This window comes from Gordonia sp. WA4-43 (assembly GCF_020520305.1).
GTDB lineage: Bacteria > Actinomycetota > Actinomycetes > Mycobacteriales > Mycobacteriaceae > Gordonia > Gordonia hongkongensis.
This window is the reverse complement of record NZ_CP084736.1, coordinates 1657820-1674806: the sequence shown is the minus strand read 5'-3', so window position 1 is coordinate 1674806 and position 16987 is coordinate 1657820. Positions and strand designations below refer to the sequence as shown.

The following is a 16987-nucleotide window of genomic DNA, read 5'->3' as shown; positions in this document are numbered from 1 at the left end:
GTGCCGAGCCGACCAGACTGTCGCCGACCAGTCTGCGATCGAAAGGACCCCCGATGACGTCCACTGTGCCGTCCACCGAGCAAACCAACCGGCCCGCCACCGGAACGACGGACGAGCGTCTCGATGAGGTGTTCGCACCGATCTTCGCCCGGATCGCCGAAGGCGCCGTGCAGCGCGAGGACGACCGCAGGCTTGCATACGACGAGGTCGCGTGGCTACGGAAGGCGAAGTTCGGCGCGTTGCGCGTGCCGGTGGAATTCGGCGGTTATGGCGCGTCGATCCGTCAGCTGTTCCGGTTGCTCATCGATCTGGCCGCCGCGGAGTCCAATCTCCCGCAGGCCCTGCGGGTGCACTGGTCGTTCGTCGAGGACCAGCTCGCCGCCCTCCCGGACGAGGCTGCGCAGCAGTGGTTGCGCAAGGTCGGCGAGGGGACGCTGGTCGGCAACGCGATCACCGAACCCGGCGTCGGCGCCATCGACCGATACCAGACGCGCCTCACCCCGGATCCGGCGAGTACCGACGGCAGCGGGTTCCGGCTCGACGGCACCAAGTACTACAGCACCGGCAGCCTCTACTCCGACCACATCCTCGTCGCCGCCGACCAAGACGGTGAGCGGGTCTCGGTACTCGTCGACGCCGACGCCGACGGCGTCACCCAGCACGACGACTGGGACGGCTTCGGCCAGCGCCTGACCGCCAGTGGCACCACCGAATTCGCCGACGTCGAGGTGCCGGCCGATCGGGTGCTCGGCCCGGGTTACGGCGGGGAGGGGCGCACCTACGCGACGTCGTACCTGCAGCTCGTGCAGCTCTCGGTGCTCGCGGGTATCGCGGCACGCGCCACCGACGACGTCGTGGAGTGGGTGCGCAACCGCACGCGCGCCTTCACGCACTCGACCGCCGACCTGCCGCGCCATGATCCGTTGGTGCAGCAGGTGATCGGCCGGTTGTCGGCGGCTGCCTACACCGCGCGCACGCTGGTCCTCGACATCGCCGACGAGCTCGATGAGCTCGCGCTCGCCGGCTGGGAGGACGCCGAACTCCTCGACCGCGTCGAGTTCGACGTCGCCCGTGCCCAGGCCGCCGCCATCCCCGCAGTACTGGACGCGACCACTCAACTGTTCGAGGTCGGCGGCGCGTCGATCACCTCCGAGCGTCTGCGCCTGGATCGCCACTGGCGCAACGCCCGGGTGATCTCGGTGCACAACCCGCTGATCTTCAAGCTGCAGGCGGTCGGCGACCACGTGCTCAACGGCACCGACCTGCCGTACGCCTGGAGCGCCGGGCAGAAATAGCACGCCGCGCCGCTACGCTGGCGGCCATGCACCGGATGGCCGCGGCGGACGCGGTGTCGTACTGGATGTCGCAGCGCATCCCGAACGACGAGTTCCTGGTGTATTGCTTTGCCGTCCCGCGCAGTTCGATCGAGGACTGCGCGGCACGACTCCGGCTGCAGGCGGCGCATATTGAGGATCTGTGCCTCCGGATACGAGATGTACCGGGCACGGCCGACCGCCCGTACTGGGAATCCGTCCGGCCCGCCGACGACCGGGTCCGAGTGGACGTGTCGAGCCGCACGTGGTCGTCGTGTCTGACGGAGGTCGCCGGGCTCATCGCCCAGCCGCTCGATCCGACGCGGAAGGCGTGGCGGGCGCACCTCTTCGGTCCGGTCGTCGACGCGCCGGCAGCGACAGGTCCGGTTGTCGTCGTCGTGCTCCAGGTCTGTCATGCCCTGGGTGACGGGCGTCGGATGTCGCGGATCGCGCGCGACTGGTTCACGGCTCCCGCCACTCCACGACGACCGGTGTCCGAGGTGCGTTCGCCCAACCACGAGATGCTGCTCGACGCCGGTACGGTGCTCGGCGGAGTGCTCCGATTTCCCGGCGAGTTCGTCGCGACAGCGTGGCGTGGGGTTCGCGCGGCGCGTCTCGCCTCGGCATCCGTGCCGGGAACCGCGGGATATGCGCCGACTCGGTTGAACGTCCCTCCCGGACCGCGACGGACCCTGCGTGTGCTGGTCGTCGAGCGTGACCAACTCAGCGGACCCGGAGTGCCGGTCACGGTCGCGGTTCTCACCGCGATCTCGGTGGCGCTCCCGGAATACCTGGGTGACCGGGATCGACGATACGGCGCGGAGCTGACGGTCGGGCGCGGCGGAGAACGTCGAGCGCGCAATCACTTTCGCAACGCGGGGATTGACTTGCACATCGACATCGACGATCTGGGCGAGCGCGCACGACTCATCGGCGCCGAGATCGCCGCCGCACGCGCGGCCGAGGCCGACCCGCTGCGGGCCGCGCAGCGTCGGGCGTCGGAGTCGACACCGGCGATCCTGACCCGATGGGGGATCCGATCCTTCGATCTCGACACCCCGCCGGCGGCGGTCACCGGCGTCACGGTGGTCTCGTCGGTGAACCGCGGGGCCGCCGATCTCGACCTGGATGGAGGCGAGATCCTCTTCACCACAGGGTTTCCCGCGCTGTCGCCGGCTCAGGGATTGACTCACGGCGTACACGGGATCGGCGACCGGGTCGCGATCTCGGTGACCACGAGCCCGGATGTCGTGAACGATGTGGACCGGTACGTGGAACTGCTCGCGCGAGCGCTGGGTGGCTGACTGCGCGCCGCGGCGGCCCCTCCGCTCTACACCGAAAGAACCCCAGACCCAGTTGCGGAGGGCGCGTCTACTCCTGCTCCCTGAGGAGCGCCCGGAGCTTGCGGAGGGCGCGTCACGAAGGGTCTTCGCAACCCGACTCACCATGACCCTTCGTGACGCTCGCAAGCTCGCTCCTCAGAGAACAGTAGAAGGGCTCGCTCTGCGCACAACGGTTCTTTCGTGATCCACGACGGCGGCCGGGCCGCGTCACGAAGGGTCTGGCGACGAAATGCCATCGGTCTCATCAAATTCGACGTGACTGCGCCGCCGACCATAGCCAGATGTCGAGGACTGCTCGTCGGGCGCGATTTCTTGTCGGTGGTCGGGTCTATCTTGGATGTATCAGTTGGACCGGTCAACCAGGCCGGGTGGCAACGACTTCGGGGGGAGTCACTGTGGGGGCATGGACGGATCTGCCGGGCGAGTTCCTCGCCGGGGTCGATCCTGCTTGTCCGGCCGATGCCGACACCGCCACCCATATGCAGCGTCTGGGGTCGATCCGCGCGGGCGAGTCGTATCTGGCGTGGTGCCGCTACCAGACGATCCTGGTGTTGTGTGATCGGCTGTTGACCACCGTCGGCAACAGTTACGTCTCCGACGGTTTCGGTGACATCGTCGCCCGGGTCTCGCGGGAGGCCGGGATCACCCGCTACCGGGCGGGGATGCTGGTCGACGAGGCGTTGTGTCTTCGTGACCGGTTGCCGCGGGTGTTGGAGACGTTGCGCGACGGCATCATCGGGCCGCACCAGATCCGGGAGATCATCGGACGCACGCACTTGGTGTCCGATGATCACCTTCTCGACCCCGACGACACCGCCAGCCGCCGGATCATCGAGGTGCTCGACGAATCGATCGCCGACCTGCTGCGCTCCCGGTCCGGGTCGTGGTCGACGTCAGGTTTGCGCGACATGATCGACCGCCTGGTCTTCGGCCACGACGCCGACGCCGTCCGCGAACGGCGCCGCGAAGCGCTCGACAAACGCGGGGTGTGGACCGAGAACCACGGTGACGGGACCGGTGAGATCACCGCGGTCATGGCCGCCGAGAACATCCGGGCTTCCAACGCCTCGGTACGGGAGTTGGCCGCATCCGTGTGCGACCGGGATGGCCGCACCCTCGGGGAACGCAAGTCCGACGCCATGTGCGCGTTGCTCACCCGAACAGCGTTCACGTGTGCGTGCGGTCAGTCCGACTGCACCGCAACACCTGTCGATCCTGCCGGCGCCACCGCGGGTACCGAGATCGTGATCCACGTCGTCACCGACGCCGACACCCTAGCCGGCGGGTCCGGACCCGGCTGGGTCGACGGGCACGGAGTGATCTCCGACGAGCATGTGCGTGACCTCGCCGCCCGGCCCGACGCGACGATCAGACCGGTCACCCCGGTCCGCACACCACCGTCGCAGGTCGTCGCCGGCGGCCCAGCCGCGACCGGCGAGGGCGGATACGACGACGACACCACGCGTACGGCGAACATCGCCGCGCCACAGCAGGCTACAGATGACGCCGACACCAACACCAACACCGACGCCGGCGGCGCGGGTGACGCGTCGACGCCCCCGACTTCGGCCTCATCGTCGGCGGAGCCGGTGTCGTCGGAGGTCGTGGTGGTCTACCCGGCTGCCCTGCCTGGTGACCCGTATCGTCCGACAAGTGCGTGCGCGGAGTTCGTGCGGGTGCGCGACGGCTACTGCACCGAGCCGGGTTGCACGCGTTCGGCATTCACCGCCGATGTCGATCACGTCGCCGAGTACGACCACGCCCGGCCGGCACGCGGGGGTGCGACCTCGAGTGAGAACCTCAACGCCAAATGCCGTCCCGGTCATCTCCACAAGACCCACGGTGACTGGACCGATGTGCAGTACCGCGACGACGAGGGCCGCCTGGTCACCGAATACGTCACGCCCGAGGGCTTTGTGATCCCCGGCGAGGCCGAAACCCTCGAAGACCTCTTCCCCAACCTGCGTCGCATCCGGTTCGAACAAGCCGCGAAAGCCCCACCGACACCGCGGATCATCGTGCCCGAACGGCAAGGCAGACAACAACAAGGCCGACAACCGCGCACGATCACCGAACGCACCGCCGCCAAACACGCGAAGCGGCGAGAAGAACGCGCCCGCAACAAGGCACAACGCGAAGCGAACCGGCGCGCCCGGACCGAGGCAGCCCACCATCAAGCGACAACCCACGACGACGAGCCCCCGCCATTCTGACCCGGCGCTCGGCGTGGCCTGTGGCGGCTAACCCCGCGGGTACCCGTTCGTGTCCGCCGGAGCGTCTCCGTGTCCATTGCCGCCCGACCCCTTCGGCGGACGGGTGAGGCGTTTGGGAAGTCGTTCGGCGAGACCGCCGAGCGGTGCGACCGTCTGGTTCAGCAGGTCGACGGTCTCGGCGAGCTCGTGGACCGTTTCCTGCATGGCGAGCAGGTTGGGCCCGAGCTGCCCGATGACCTCGGTGAGCTCGGAGATCCGGTCCAGCGGCCCGCCCGGTGCGATCGCACGCTCGACCGCGCCGTTCTCGCCCAACAGCTGATCGAGCAGGCCGTCGTCCTCGGCGAGCCGGTCCAGGATGCCTCCCGCGGCGGTCACCTTCTCCAGCACGCCGTCGGGCGCGGTCAACTTGTCGACGATCCCGCCCTCGGAGGTGAGGCGCTCGAGGATGCCCTCGTTCTCGGTGAACTGGTCGACCACACCACCCGGCCGGGTCAGCCGGTCCAGCGGTCCACCCTTCGCGGTGAGGCGCACCAGGATGCCTCGTTCCTCGGCGACCTGGTCGAGGAGTCCGCCCTCGGCGGTGAGCTTGTCGAGCGGACCGTTCGGGGCGGTGAGCCGGTCGACGACACCCCCGGGATCGAGCAGTCGCTCCAGCGGACCGCCGTTGGCCAGGATCCTGCCGAACGGCCGCTCGGGGCCGAGTAGTTCGGACAGCTGGTTGAGGAGAGCGAGCGGCGTCCGGAGTGATCCGAGCTCGTCGGCGTCGACGCCCACTGCCAGTGCGATCTCGTTCTGCACGCTCCCAGCCGTGATGCGGGCGATGGCGACTGCGGACTCGGCTGCGCTGAGCACCACCCCGGTGACCGCGAAACCGAGTCGGAACGGCATCTCGACGAGCGCACGGCCTGCGTCCGCCGTGGCCACCGGTCTACGGTCGGCGCGGCGACGGTCGGGTGGCGGCCGATCCGGAAGGGACTCCATGCTTTCCGACCCTAGGCCAGCCGACCGGCGTTCGGGGCGAGGGTTCGGTGATTCCGCGGGGCGGTGTCGCTACTGCGCCCCGGTCGCCGGTGCCTCTGCCGCCTTGGCGGCCTTCGCCGCCTTCTTGAAGTCGCGGACCTTCTGCAGCGACTCCGGGCCGGTCACGTCGGCCACCGACCGGAACCCCTTCTTGCTGTAGTCGCCGGCGACCTTGGTCCAGCCCGACGGCTTGACGTCGAGTTGCTTGGCGACGAGCGCGACGAAGATCTTGGCCTTCTGGTCGCCGAACCCGGGCAGGGCGCGCAATCGCTTCATCAGGTCCGCGCCGTCGGCGGCCTCGGTCCAGATGCGCGCGGCGTCGCCGCCGTACTCCTCGGCGACGACTTTCGCGAGCGCTTGGACCCGGCCGGCCATCGACCGACCGTAGCGGTGGATGGCTGGGGGAGTGGCACACAGGTCGGCGAACGCCTCGGGGTCGGCGTCGGCGATCTCGACCGGATCCATCGTGCCGAACCGGTCACGGATCTTGGCCGGCCCGGCGAAGGCCCGTTCCATCGGGAACTGCTGGTCGAGGAGCATTCCCGTGAGGAGGGCGAACGAATCGTTCGACAGGAGTTCGTCGGCCGCGGGTTCCTGCGCGATCTGGATCTTCGGCATGGGGTCGATTCTGGCAGACGGCACCCGCGTGCGGCTCTAGACTGCCCCCATGATGAGCGGGGAGAACACGGTCGGCTTCGAGAACGGCAGACGTCGGCGGGGGCGCGTCGGAGTGGGAACGGTCGCGACGGTGGCCGGCGCCGTGCTGGCGCTGGCCGTGTCGCTGTTCGGTACCGGCGCCGCCGGGGCCGCACCGGCAGACGACGGGGCGAACTACGTCACCACCCTGCGGTGCGACAGCGTCAACCCGTGGCCGGCAGGCACGGTCAAGGTCCGCGTGGACGTGTTCAACCAGATCCGGCACCCCGCGGACGGACTACCCGGACCCGTCATCGCGCTCATCGGCACCGACCGTGCCCGAGCAGTGGCCCTCGAATACACCTACGAGGTGTCGGTGTCGTGGCGGAACCTGCGGACCGGACGTACCGGCGTCACCACTGTTCCGGGCCGCGGGTACACCATCAAATGGCAGGTCGACATCCATCCGGGCAGCGGTCCCGTCGCCTTCACGATCCGTCAGAAGATCGGTGCGCTGGCCTTCTTCCCGATGACCAATCCGAAGTACTCGACCTGCTCGGGCCGCGCGGTCGCCTGACTCACCGTTCGGCGAGTCCGCCGATCAGCAGGTATTGCGCGGTGAAATAGCTCGCGAGTACCCAGGCCTCGCCGGCCCTCCGGAGTCGAGGGTCGGTGACCAGGTGTCGCCGGTTGATGATCGCGAGGTCGGAGAGCAGGAAGAACCACCCGCCTGCCTGCATCCGCGGCTGCGGCGTCGGCACGGCCGCCGCCAGCGCCGACATCGTCGCGAGCGTGTTGCCGTACGTCCCCAGAACCGGCAGCAGGGCAGGGCGGTGTCGGCTCAGCACCGTCGCCGACTCGGCGAGAACGCCCATCCGCGGCGCGACGGAGCGAACCGACGGTCGTGCGCCGGCACGCCACATCGCGACCGCGTAGCTCAGCTGTGCGCCCGCGAAAGAGGTTGCACCCCTGCGGAGAAAACGATCCTTCGCCGCCGGGTCGTCGTGTTCGAACTCTTCCTGCAACATGAACCGGTCCCCAACAGCCGACAACCCCAGAACGGCCGCCAGCGCGACGGTGTCGGCGACCGGGCGGCGTCGCGCTCCGGCGGCCACCCGCGCCGCGAGAAGCGCGATCGGCAGCGGTTTGGTGATCGCGGCGCTGCGTCGATCACCGACCGAACCGGCGATCGTCGCTGCCGCGGCAGTGGCCGCATAGGCGATCCGGAACGTTCGGTTCACCGCAGGACGCGGGCGACGAACGCGCGGATGTCGGTGTCGGAGAACCGCTTCGACTGGGCACCGTCGAGCGTCAGATAGGTACGCGCCGACACCTTGCTGTCGCCGACCCGGGCGTCGTTGAGGTACTTGAGGGTGAGCGGTACGACGACGGAGGTGTCCTGCAGGGTCTGCGTCATCAGGACCGGACGCTCGAAGCCGCGAGTGGGCAGCTCGGTCGCCTTGGTCAGCAGGGCGGTGAGTTCGGTGTTCCCTGACAGCGGTTTGGTGAACAGCGAGCCGATGGCGAGACCGTCCACCTCACGCGCGAACTCGGTGACACACGACGCGGCGGCCTTGGTCAGCCATTTCTTGCCGGTGTCGGTGAGGTAGGCGTCGAGATCGAGGTCGGACTGCGCGTTGCGGATCGCGCTCAGCGTGTACAGCGCGTCGGCGGCCAGCCCGGACGGCATCGCCGCGGACGACGGCCCGAGATTGGCCACGAGCGAACCGAACTGGGCGGGAATCGAACTCGCCGCGGCACCCTTGAAGTCGAGCTTGCCGCCCTGGATGGTCGGGGCCAGTCGGGCCAGCGTGATCGCGGCCGCGGCTCCCTGGCCCTCGCCGACCACTGCCCACGAGCGCGACAGGTTGTCGGCGATGTCCCGAGAGGCGCGCACCGCGTCGACGATGTTGCGGGCAGTGGCCTCGAGATCGTAGTACTGCGGCGTGCCGGGGGTCCCGACGCCCGCGTAATCGGTACTGACGACGGCATATCCGCGGCCGAGCCATCGTTTGAGCTCGTCGGTGTCCTCGGCGGTGGGCCGCGACGACGGTGCGCACCGGTCGGCGATGCCGCGCGAACCGTGGGCCCAGGCGACGATCGGCCAACCACCGGCCGGCGCCCGCCCGCCCGGCACCATCAACACGCCCGAGGACAGATGGGCCTTGCCGTCGGCGCCGGTGCTCCAGTAGGTGAAGTCGTTACCGGACCCGGCGCCCGCGACCGTACGTGCCCGGGGGAGTTCGCGATTGGCGTAGACGGCGCCCGGCGTCTGGCCCGGACCTCGCGTGTCGACGGTGCCCGCGTTGTCGTCGGCGGGCGCGCTGTTGTCCGTCGACGACGGTTCCGCCGACGGCTCGGCTACTCCTGGCGTCGATGTTCCCGGAGTCGGTTCGGCCGCGGCCGTCGCCGTCATGCCGAAGGCGGCCGGGGCCACGACGATCGTGAGGGCGGCTGCGGCCGCGAGGGCGCGTGCGAGATGGGCACTCCGTGGTTTCGAAGTGTTGCCGTGGGGGTTCATGTGTCGTCAGTTCGTTCTGTGAGGCGTGACCGGATGCGAAAGGCGTTGTGCGTCAAGCATTGACGATGCCGACGGCAGGTAGGAACCAGCAGTTCTGGGTACCGTTGCTGGCGTTGCCGAAGACTGCCGACAGGATGGTGCCGCTGCCGGTCTTCACCGGTGCCAGCCGGACCCCGGACAGCAGGGGCAGCGCTGTCAGCGCGGTGCGGTCGGTGATCGGGTCGAGATCGGCGAAGCCGCCCTGGAGCGTGCTGGTGTTGAACCAGGCGACCTGCATTGTGCCGCCGCTACCGGCAGTCGGCGAGGCGGGCACGAAAGCGTATGCGGTCTCGCCCTTCTCGACGAGGTTGAGCTTCTCGGGCAGCTTCACGCCGGGGATCATGTCGAGCAGCGGCTTGAGCTGGGTCAGCGGGTCGGTCTTCATCGGCCACGGACCCGCCACGGCGCCCGCACCGGCGGTGACGAGTCCGAGCGGGTTGTCGGCGGTGGGTGCGGTGCAGAACGGCGACACCGACGGGGTGAGTGTCTGGATGCCGAGCGTGCGCAGCAGGGCGATGGGGTCGGTCGGGGCCGCGACCGGAGTGGCGGCCGACGCGGGCGCGCCCTCGGCGGCCGCGGGGAGCGGGAGAGCTCCCGCACGCCCGGCGATGTCCTCGACCGACAGTTGTCCGGCGCTCCCCATGATCGTCTGGGCGGCCTGCACGGCGATCTGGTCGACACCCGCGGCCTTGAGCAGACGTACCGCCCCGGCCAGCTCGGCGTCGAACGGGATCGACAGCGCGCCGAGCAGGTTGGCGGGGATGAGGGGCTCGGCCGTCGCCGGCGCCGAGGTGGCGGTGAGGGTGGCCGCCGCGATCGCCACACCCATGAGACCGGCGCCGCAGCGCTGGATCGCGCGGCTGCGAGTGACGCGACGCGGAGCGTCGGAACGCGTGAACCGAGACGTGAGGGACATGGCTCTCCTTGGGGCAACCGGCTGTGACGGCCGAGCACCCGCCACGTGTGGCGGGTGTGACAGATGGGACTCGAGTTACAAGAGACCACGAAGACTCGGAACCCGGCAAGTCGCGAGTCCGACCTGTGACATGGGCGCGATCCGCGAGAGACCGAAACCGCGGCGAACTGCGGGTTCAGTGCCCTTGAGCACGGTCTCGGACCGCCGCACAGAGGCCGACCACCGCCGGCACGCTCAGCTCGCGCCGCCGATTCCCTTGCCGATCAACACGACTCCGATGACCAGGATCAGCACCGCCATCACGGTCGCGTTGTTCGCCAGCAGCCACGACTTGAGGCGGTCGAGCGGTTCGCGCAGGCGGGCCGCGGCGAGCTGGTAGCCCACGACCGGGACCACGACCGAGGTCGAGGCCAGGAGTGCGAAGACCGCCACCGCGATCACGTCCTGCGGCATCGACAGCGCGCCCGAGGCGATCGAGACACCCGCCGCCGCGCAGAGAACGAGATTCTTCGGATTGATCGCCGCCAGCCCGAACGCGATACCCATGGCGGTCACCGGACGCATCTCGTCGATGGCCGACATCCATTTCGGCGTCGCTGACTCCGCGTGCCGGGAACGCCACTGACGCAACCCCACGGCGAGCAGGACGACACCGAGCGCGATCTTCACCCAACCGGTGCTCGACGACGATTCGTCGAGGTCGACGGCGCTTCCGAGGGCCACGAAGACGGCCACCGCGACGACGATGCCGACGAGCCAGCCGATCGCGAAACCGATACTCGTCGTGCGCGCATGGCGTCCCAGGAGCATGAGGATCGCCGCGATGATCGGAATCGGCGACACCGCGACACCGACCACAAGGGGTAACAACTCACCGAGCACGGGTCCCATCGAGAACTCCTCACGACATGGTGCCGACAGATGACGTTTGTACGCCATGAGAGTGGCGAATGTCGGACTGTTTGCGTGACGGACGGTCTTGATATGTCTTGCATGCCATTTCGCGTTCTGTTCGGCCGATGTTCACGTGATCTGCCGCGCCTTCCGATAGTGGCGCCCTGAGCGCAGGTCCTCTCACGACGAAGGCACCCCGGCTGCGAGCCGGGGTGCCTTCGTCGTGAGAGGAGAAAGAGATCAGATGATCGCGAGCCCGATCACCGGGACGATGGTGCAGGAGACGACCTGCCCCTTCGTCTTCGTGGTGACGTTGCCGTGGATCGCCGAGATGACGCGGCCCTTGCCGGTTCGCGAGATACCGGTGAAAGTGCCGGGGCCTTCCTTCACGTTGATCTTCGGGTTGCGCTTGAGCGTCGTGGTACCCGTGCGACCGGTGTCGACGTTGAACCAGCTGACCGTGAGCGGCGCGGCCTTGTTGTCGATCGCCGGACCCGTGCCGAGCGAGGTGTAGACGTAACCGGCCTCCCCGCGCTTGGGACCGGGGGCCGGTGCCTCCTGCGGTCCGGCGGTGACCAGGGCGCGACCGAGCGAACCGCCGCCGGGGATGCAGCCGAGGCCGAAGGTCGGGTAGAGGAATTCCTGGATCTTCGGGGCGTTCGGGCCCTGCGGGATCTCGGGATCGCCGGGCTTGCGCTCGGCGGCGAGCTGACGCGCAGCCTGCTTGCGGCCGGGTTCGCCGAGGAAGTCGGCGATAGAGCGCCAGATCTTGCTCACCTCAGCCGGCATACCGGGGGTGTCGGCGAACGACTGGGCCTGGCGGAGCAGGTCGACCGAGACCTTGCCGTCGGGTCCGGGTGTCGCCACGGAGCCGATGATCGCGGGAGCGAACGCGCCGAGCGAGTCCAGCACGCGCTGGTCGACCTTCGGGGGCGGGGCGGCCTGCGCGGCCATCGGCATCGCGAGTGAGGTCGCCGCCGCGAGCGCCGACACGGCGACGAGGAGTCGACGGGTCCGGAGTCGATGCGGGGCATGGCCGGATCGCAACCTCAGTGGCCGGGAGAAACGCACTGGTGTGTCCTAACGGTCGTGGCGCCGACGATCAGTTGATCGGCGCCTCGCGGGTCGTGTCATCCGCCCGGGTGTCGGGTAGCGGACAGCCCATCCTCTCACCCGGGTCGTCGCGGGTCATTCTAAGCCCCCCGCGGGTTCCACTGTCCAGACCGCCGGCCTGTTACGGGTGGGGTTGTTGAGGTAATTGATGCAATTGTTATCGAAGTGACGTCGGAACGGTTGAATCGTACGGACAGGCGGCAACCTGGTTGGATGAGGAGAATCGGGGATCGGGGACGGTCGAACAGGAGTCTGAAGTGACAGAGCTGCGCGCTGACGCGTCGGGTCGCCCACGCGGGAGGTCGCGACTGACGCGACTGGTGGTCGGTGCGGCCGCCGTCATTCTCGCCGCGACGTCGGCGAGTGCGTGTGCCGACGACTCGTCGTCGGGCGCCGAGGTCACGCTGCTCACCCACGATTCCTTCGAACTGCCGGAGTCGGTGATCGACGGGTTCCGCCAAGAGACCGGGCTGACCCTGAAGATCGTGAAGTCCGGGGACGCCGGGCAATTGGCGTCAACGGTGTCACTGACGCCGGGTGCGCCCAAGGGAGACGCGGTCTTCGGCATCGACAACACCTTCGCCTCGCGTCCGATCGACGCCGGCGCCCTGGAGTCCTATGAGTCACCCGCCGCGGCCGACGGTGCCGCCGATTTCGCGGTGCCCGGCGCGGAGGGGCAGCTCACGGCCGTCGACCGCGGGGATGTGTGCCTCAACATCGACGACGGCTGGTTCGAATCCAGGTCTCTGACCCCGCCGGCGAGCTTCCGCGACCTGACCCGCCCGGAATTCGCCTCGCTCACCGCGGTGACCGACCCGGCGACCTCCTCGCCGGGCACGGCGTTCCTGCTCACCACCGTCGGTGCGCTCGGAAACGGCTGGCAGGACTACTGGAAGCAGGTCGTCGGTGGCGGCGCGACCATCGTCTCGGGCTGGGAGGTGGCCTACAACCAGCTCTTCACCGCCGGCGAGGGCCGTGGCGACAAACCCATCGTGCTGTCCTATGCCTCGTCGCCGGCGGCGACGCCCGGGACGAGCGCGCTGCTCGACAGCTGCTTCCCGCAGGTGGAGTACATCGGCATCCTGAAGGGCACCCGGAACTCGACCGGCGCCCGCAGGCTCGTCGATTTCATGCTGAGTCCCACTGTGCAGAAGGAACTCCCGAACTCGATGTACGTCTACCCGGTGCAGCGCGACACCCCGCTGCCCGAGGGATGGCCGGCGCGCGCGGAGGTGCCCGCCTGGATGTCGTCGCTGCCGCCCGCCACGATCGCGGAGAACCGCGAGATGTGGCTCGATCAGTGGCGTGCCGCGGTCGGCCGGTGACGACTCGGTGACCCCGGCCGGGACAGTGGTGACCCGGGTGGCCCGGGCCGCCGGACCGGTTGCGCTGTGGGTCGTCCCGGCGCTGTTCGTCGTGGTGCTGTTCGCCTGGCCGGTGATCGCGCTCGTCCGGCGCGCCGTCACGATCGCCCGTGACTCCGGGGTGGGCCTGATCGAACTGCTCGACCGTACCGACGCCCTCGGGCTTCTGGGCGTCACCCTGGGCCAGGCGGCCGCCTCGACGGTCCTGGCACTCGCCGCCGCCGCACCCATCGCGTGGTTGTTCGCCCGGGTCCGCGGGACCACCGCGCTCGTGCTCGCCGTCGTGGTGACCGTGCCGTTCGTGCTGCCGACGGTCGTCGTCGGTGTCGCTTTCCGCTCCCTGCTGTCCGGCCCATTGGCGTTCCTGCACATCGAATCCGGGCTGCCGGCCGTGCTCGCGGCGCACATGTTCATCAACATCGCCGTCGTCGTCCGCGTCGTCGGCGCGGCCTGGCGCAACCTCGACCCGCGACTGCTCGAGGCAGCACGGTCGCTCGGGGCGGGCCGGGTTCGGGCGACCATGACCGTGGTCGTGCCGCGTCTGGTGCCCGCCACCGCGTCGGCGGCCGCGCTGATCTTCCTGTTTTGTTCCACCAGTTTCGGCGTTGTGATCATTCTCGGCGCCGGGGAGCTGCGGACCCTGGAGACCGAGATCTACACGCAGGCCATCGGATACTTCCGGATTCCCGAGGCGGTCGCGCTGTCGATGCTGCAGATCGTGGTGGTCATTGCGGCGCTGCTCCTGACGCGGGTGTTCGCGGATCCGGCGAGCCGCGGATCGGGTGGCGGCGCCCGGCGGGCCGAACGGAACCGCAGGGTCGCCGGCGGCCGCTGGACGCGGCCGGCGGTCTGGGTGGTGGGGGCGTGGACAGCAGTCCTCCTCGTCGGACCGGTCCTGGTGCTGATGGTGCGGTCGGTCCGGCCGGTCGCCCACGGCGACTGGACCCTCGCCGGCTACCGCGCACTGGCCGAACCCGTCAACGGGGTGACACCCCTGGAGAGCCTGCGCTATTCGCTGGTGACCGCGACCGCGGCGACCGCCATCGCCCTGGTGGTCGGGACGCTCGCCGCCGTCGCGCTGCATCGCGCGCACGGAGTCGTCGGGGCGATCGGCTCGGCCGTCTCGCTCATCCCGCTCGGGATCAGTGCTGTCACACTCGGATTCGGCTACCTCATCGTGCTGGCGTCGTTGCCGTACGAGATCGCCGCATCACCCGCGGTCATCCCACTGGTCCAGGCCCTCATCGCGATTCCGGTGGTCATCCGCATCATGATGCCCGCACTCGAGTCGGTGCCGGTCTGGTTGCGGCATGCCGCGGCGACGTTGGGAGCCACGCCGTTTCGCGTCTTCGCGACCGTCGACCTGCCGATCGTCGGACGGTCGATGGGGGCTGCCGGTGGGTTCGCCTTCGTCATGGCCCTGGGCGAGTTCGGCGCGACGAGCTTCCTCGCCCGCGCGGACACGACCACTCTTCCGGTACTCATCGGGTCCGCCCTGAACCGCCCGGGGGCCGAGAACCTGGCCACCGCCATGGCCGCCTCGGTGGTCCTCGTCATCGCGACGGTCGTCGCAGTCGTCGTGGTCGAGGCGTTCCGGCCCCGCTCGGAGGTGCCGCTGCTGTGACCACGCAGAACGCGAAAGACGTTGCCGGACAGGCTCAATTCGTACTCGAGGTCTGCGACCTCACGGTCGCGTACGGCGGCGAGACCGTCATCGACGGTCTGTCGTGGCGGCTCGGGGGAGAAGGGTCACTGGTAACCGCGATCCTGGGCCCGTCGGGGTGCGGCAAGTCGACCCTGATCCGGACGATCGCCGGACTCGAGTCGCCGGTCGGTGGAACGGTGCGGTTCGGCGGAGTCGACCTCGCCGGCGTCGAGGTCCATCGGCGGGACTTCGGGGTCGTCTTCCAGGACGGGCAACTTTTCGGCGGGCGCAGTGTCGCGTCGAACGTCGCGTACGGGCTGAAGGTGCGGCGCTGGTCGCGCCGCGCCATCGCCGATCGCGTCGCCGAGATGCTCGACGTCGTCGGACTCACCGGCTACGACAAGCGTCTCGTGGAAACCCTGTCGGGCGGCCAGGCCCAACGGGTCGCGCTCGCGCGTGCCATGGCCCCGCGTCCGCGTCTGCTGTTGCTCGACGAGCCGCTCGCCGCGCTCGACCGGCGGTTGAGAGACGAATTGGCCGTGGAGATCTCGGAGATCGTGCGAGCGGCCGGCGTGCCGACGATGGTGGTGACCCACGACCACGCCGAGGCGGCCACCATGGCCGACGAGATCGCGGTCATGCGGGACGGGGTGATGATCCAGACCGACGTTCCGGCGGCGCTGTGGCGACACCCGGTCGACGAGTGGACCGCGCGTTTCCTCGGCGCCACGACCGTCGTCGACGCGCAGGTCCGCTCGGGCGTCGCGCAGACCGTCCTCGGTGAGATGCCGCTGGATCGTCCCGACGGTCCGTGCCGGCTCGGCCTGCGGCCCGAGTCGGTCTCGATCGGCCCGGCGTCGCCGGGGGCGGACGAGGACACGGCAGCGACAGCGACCGTCGTGCTCGTCGCCGAACTCCCGGCCGGCCCGCGGGTGCGCATCGAGACCCCGGTCGGCGAGATCGATGCGGTCACCGACGCCTTCGTCGCGATCGGCGACCGGGTGCGGGTGCGTCTGGTTCCGGAACGCGTCGCGGTGATCGGGTCGTGATGCCGCGTGGGCCGGCGAGGCGGTCGTCGTGCCGGTGACACGACGAGACCTGCTGGTCCCGCCGGGACTGATGGTCGTCGGAGCGACGTCGATGTATCTCGGCGCGGCCGTCGCCGTCGGCCTGTTCGACGTCATCTCCCCGGCCGCCGTCGCGTGGTTGCGGATCGCCGGGGCCGCGCTGGTGTTGCTCCTGTGGGTGCGTCCACCCCGCGGCGCCTGGCGCTGGGAGCGATTGCGCCTTGCCGGATGCTTCGGGCTGATCACCGCCGGGATGAACATCGCCTTCTATGAGGCCCTCGCGCATCTGCCCCTGGGCACGACCGTCGCCCTGGAGTTCCTGGGCCCGATTGTGGTGGCCGCCTTGGGTTCTGCGACGCGTCGCGATGTCGCCGCACTCGTCCTGGCGGCTGTCGGCGTGGTCCTGATCGCCGATGTCCGGTGGTCGGGAACGGCGATCGGCGTCGTCCTGGCGCTGACCGCGGCCGCCTGCTGGGCGGGGTACATCGTCCTGGGCAAACGGGTCGCGGCGCGAGGCACGGGCGTCGAGGATCTGGCGACCGGCTTCGCGGTGGCCGCGTTGCTCACCGCGCCGCTCGCGTGGTGGGTGGCCGACGCGGTACGCGCGGGGGCCGCGCTGCCGGTGGTCCTGGCCCAGGGGTTGCTGCTCGGCATCGCGTCGACCGCGGTGCCCTACGCACTCGACCAGATCGTGCTGCGGCGGGTCGGCCAGGCAAGGTTCGCGATCCTGCTCGCGCTGCTGCCGGTGACGGCGTCGGTGATCGGGTTGCTCGCGCTGGCGCAGGTGCCGCGGCCCCTCGAAGCGGTAGGGATCGCGCTCGTCGCGGTGGCGGTGGCCGTGCGATCGGTCGACGACGAGAGCCGGTCCGACGAGTGCGAGGCGGAGATTCCGCCGGGGTGACC

15 protein-coding genes are annotated in these 16987 nt (G+C 69.6%); 8 read left to right on the top strand and 7 right to left on the bottom strand.

The features are described from left to right. The first annotated feature begins 53 nt into the window (after window positions 1–53). The 3 genes from LEL84_RS07605 (at window position 54) to LEL84_RS07595 (ending at window position 4869) form a co-directional block, all read left to right on the top strand. Complete coding sequence (locus LEL84_RS07605) at window positions 54–1295, top strand: acyl-CoA dehydrogenase family protein (protein WP_226513713.1); 1242 nt, start codon at window positions 54–56, stop codon at window positions 1293–1295. 26 nt (window positions 1296–1321) lie between these two features. After that, the gene (locus LEL84_RS07600; RefSeq protein ID WP_226513712.1) at window positions 1322–2617 is read left to right on the top strand and encodes a WS/DGAT domain-containing protein; all 1296 of its coding nucleotides are present in this window, start codon (window positions 1322–1324) and stop codon (window positions 2615–2617) included. Between the two features lie 434 nt (window positions 2618–3051). Continuing rightward, window positions 3052–4869 (top strand): HNH endonuclease signature motif containing protein, encoded by a 1818-nt coding sequence (locus tag LEL84_RS07595; protein ID WP_226513711.1) that lies wholly within the window; start codon window positions 3052–3054, stop codon window positions 4867–4869. A 27-nt stretch (window positions 4870–4896) separates the two neighbouring features. On the opposite strand, the gene LEL84_RS07590 is transcribed toward LEL84_RS07595, so the two are convergent. Both LEL84_RS07590 and LEL84_RS07585 read right to left on the bottom strand, forming a co-directional pair. After that, on the bottom strand, window positions 4897–5850 hold the full coding sequence (locus tag LEL84_RS07590) for a hypothetical protein (RefSeq protein ID WP_413466947.1): 954 nt from the start codon (window positions 5848–5850) through the stop codon (window positions 4897–4899). Between the two features lie 69 nt (window positions 5851–5919). After that, on the bottom strand, window positions 5920–6507 hold the full coding sequence (locus tag LEL84_RS07585) for an HhH-GPD-type base excision DNA repair protein (protein WP_226513710.1): 588 nt from the start codon (window positions 6505–6507) through the stop codon (window positions 5920–5922). A 49-nt stretch (window positions 6508–6556) separates the two neighbouring features. On the opposite strand from LEL84_RS07585, the gene LEL84_RS07580 reads away from it, so the two are divergent. Next, complete coding sequence (locus LEL84_RS07580; protein ID WP_159371193.1) at window positions 6557–7102, top strand: hypothetical protein; 546 nt, start codon at window positions 6557–6559, stop codon at window positions 7100–7102. 1 nt (window position 7103) lies between these two features. On the opposite strand, the gene LEL84_RS07575 is transcribed toward LEL84_RS07580, so the two are convergent. The 5 genes from LEL84_RS07575 to LEL84_RS07555 form a co-directional block, all read right to left on the bottom strand. After that, on the bottom strand, window positions 7104–7766 hold the full coding sequence (locus tag LEL84_RS07575; RefSeq protein ID WP_226513709.1) for a lysoplasmalogenase family protein: 663 nt from the start codon (window positions 7764–7766) through the stop codon (window positions 7104–7106). Further along, on the bottom strand, window positions 7763–9046 hold the full coding sequence (locus LEL84_RS07570; RefSeq protein ID WP_226513708.1) for an alpha/beta hydrolase family protein: 1284 nt from the start codon (window positions 9044–9046) through the stop codon (window positions 7763–7765). Before LEL84_RS07570 ends, LEL84_RS07575 begins: the two co-directional genes overlap by 4 nt. Before the next feature lie 52 nt (window positions 9047–9098). Beyond that, the gene (locus LEL84_RS07565; RefSeq protein WP_065632627.1) at window positions 9099–10001 is read right to left on the bottom strand and encodes a hypothetical protein; all 903 of its coding nucleotides are present in this window, start codon (window positions 9999–10001) and stop codon (window positions 9099–9101) included. Between the two features lie 234 nt (window positions 10002–10235). Then, entirely contained in the window at window positions 10236–10892 is a 657-nt protein-coding gene (locus tag LEL84_RS07560; protein ID WP_226513707.1) for a GAP family protein, read from the bottom strand. A 243-nt stretch (window positions 10893–11135) separates the two neighbouring features. Then, window positions 11136–11966: a hypothetical protein gene (locus LEL84_RS07555; protein WP_226513706.1), complete on the bottom strand. Its 831-nt coding sequence runs from the start codon at window positions 11964–11966 to the stop codon at window positions 11136–11138. A 299-nt stretch (window positions 11967–12265) separates the two neighbouring features. Between LEL84_RS07555 and LEL84_RS07550 the strand changes: the two genes are divergently transcribed. The 4 genes from LEL84_RS07550 (at window position 12266) to LEL84_RS07535 (ending at window position 16985) form a co-directional block, all read left to right on the top strand. Next, window positions 12266–13333 (top strand): thiamine ABC transporter substrate binding subunit, encoded by a 1068-nt coding sequence (locus LEL84_RS07550; protein ID WP_226513705.1) that lies wholly within the window; start codon window positions 12266–12268, stop codon window positions 13331–13333. A 7-nt stretch (window positions 13334–13340) separates the two neighbouring features. Then, entirely contained in the window at window positions 13341–14996 is a 1656-nt protein-coding gene (locus tag LEL84_RS07545) for an ABC transporter permease (RefSeq protein WP_226514264.1), read from the top strand. After that, the gene (locus LEL84_RS07540) at window positions 14993–16066 is read left to right on the top strand and encodes an ABC transporter ATP-binding protein (protein WP_226513704.1); all 1074 of its coding nucleotides are present in this window, start codon (window positions 14993–14995) and stop codon (window positions 16064–16066) included. The genes LEL84_RS07545 and LEL84_RS07540 overlap by 4 nt, the downstream gene beginning before the upstream one ends. Window positions 16067–16136: 70 nt before the next feature. Next, window positions 16137–16985 (top strand): EamA family transporter, encoded by an 849-nt coding sequence (locus LEL84_RS07535; protein ID WP_226514263.1) that lies wholly within the window; start codon window positions 16137–16139, stop codon window positions 16983–16985. The last annotated feature ends 2 nt before the right edge of the window (window positions 16986–16987 follow it).

Bases quoted from the DNA above. Each gene is read 5' to 3' on its own strand.
- LEL84_RS07605 (WP_226513713.1), top strand. From the start codon at position 54: ATGACGTCCACTGTGCCGTCCACCGAGCAAACCAACCGGCCCGCCACC.
- LEL84_RS07600 (WP_226513712.1), top strand. From the start codon at position 1,322: ATGCACCGGATGGCCGCGGCGGACGCGGTGTCGTACTGGATGTCGCAG.
- LEL84_RS07590 (WP_413466947.1), bottom strand. From the start codon at position 5,850: ATGGAGTCCCTTCCGGATCGGCCGCCACCCGACCGTCGCCGCGCCGAC.
- LEL84_RS07585 (WP_226513710.1), bottom strand. From the start codon at position 6,507: ATGCCGAAGATCCAGATCGCGCAGGAACCCGCGGCCGACGAACTCCTG.
- LEL84_RS07580 (WP_159371193.1), top strand. From the start codon at position 6,557: ATGATGAGCGGGGAGAACACGGTCGGCTTCGAGAACGGCAGACGTCGG.
- LEL84_RS07570 (WP_226513708.1), bottom strand. From the start codon at position 9,046: ATGAACCCCCACGGCAACACTTCGAAACCACGGAGTGCCCATCTCGCA.
- LEL84_RS07565 (WP_065632627.1), bottom strand. From the start codon at position 10,001: ATGTCCCTCACGTCTCGGTTCACGCGTTCCGACGCTCCGCGTCGCGTC.
- LEL84_RS07560 (WP_226513707.1), bottom strand. From the start codon at position 10,892: ATGGGACCCGTGCTCGGTGAGTTGTTACCCCTTGTGGTCGGTGTCGCG.
- LEL84_RS07535 (WP_226514263.1), top strand. From the start codon at position 16,137: ATGGTCGTCGGAGCGACGTCGATGTATCTCGGCGCGGCCGTCGCCGTC.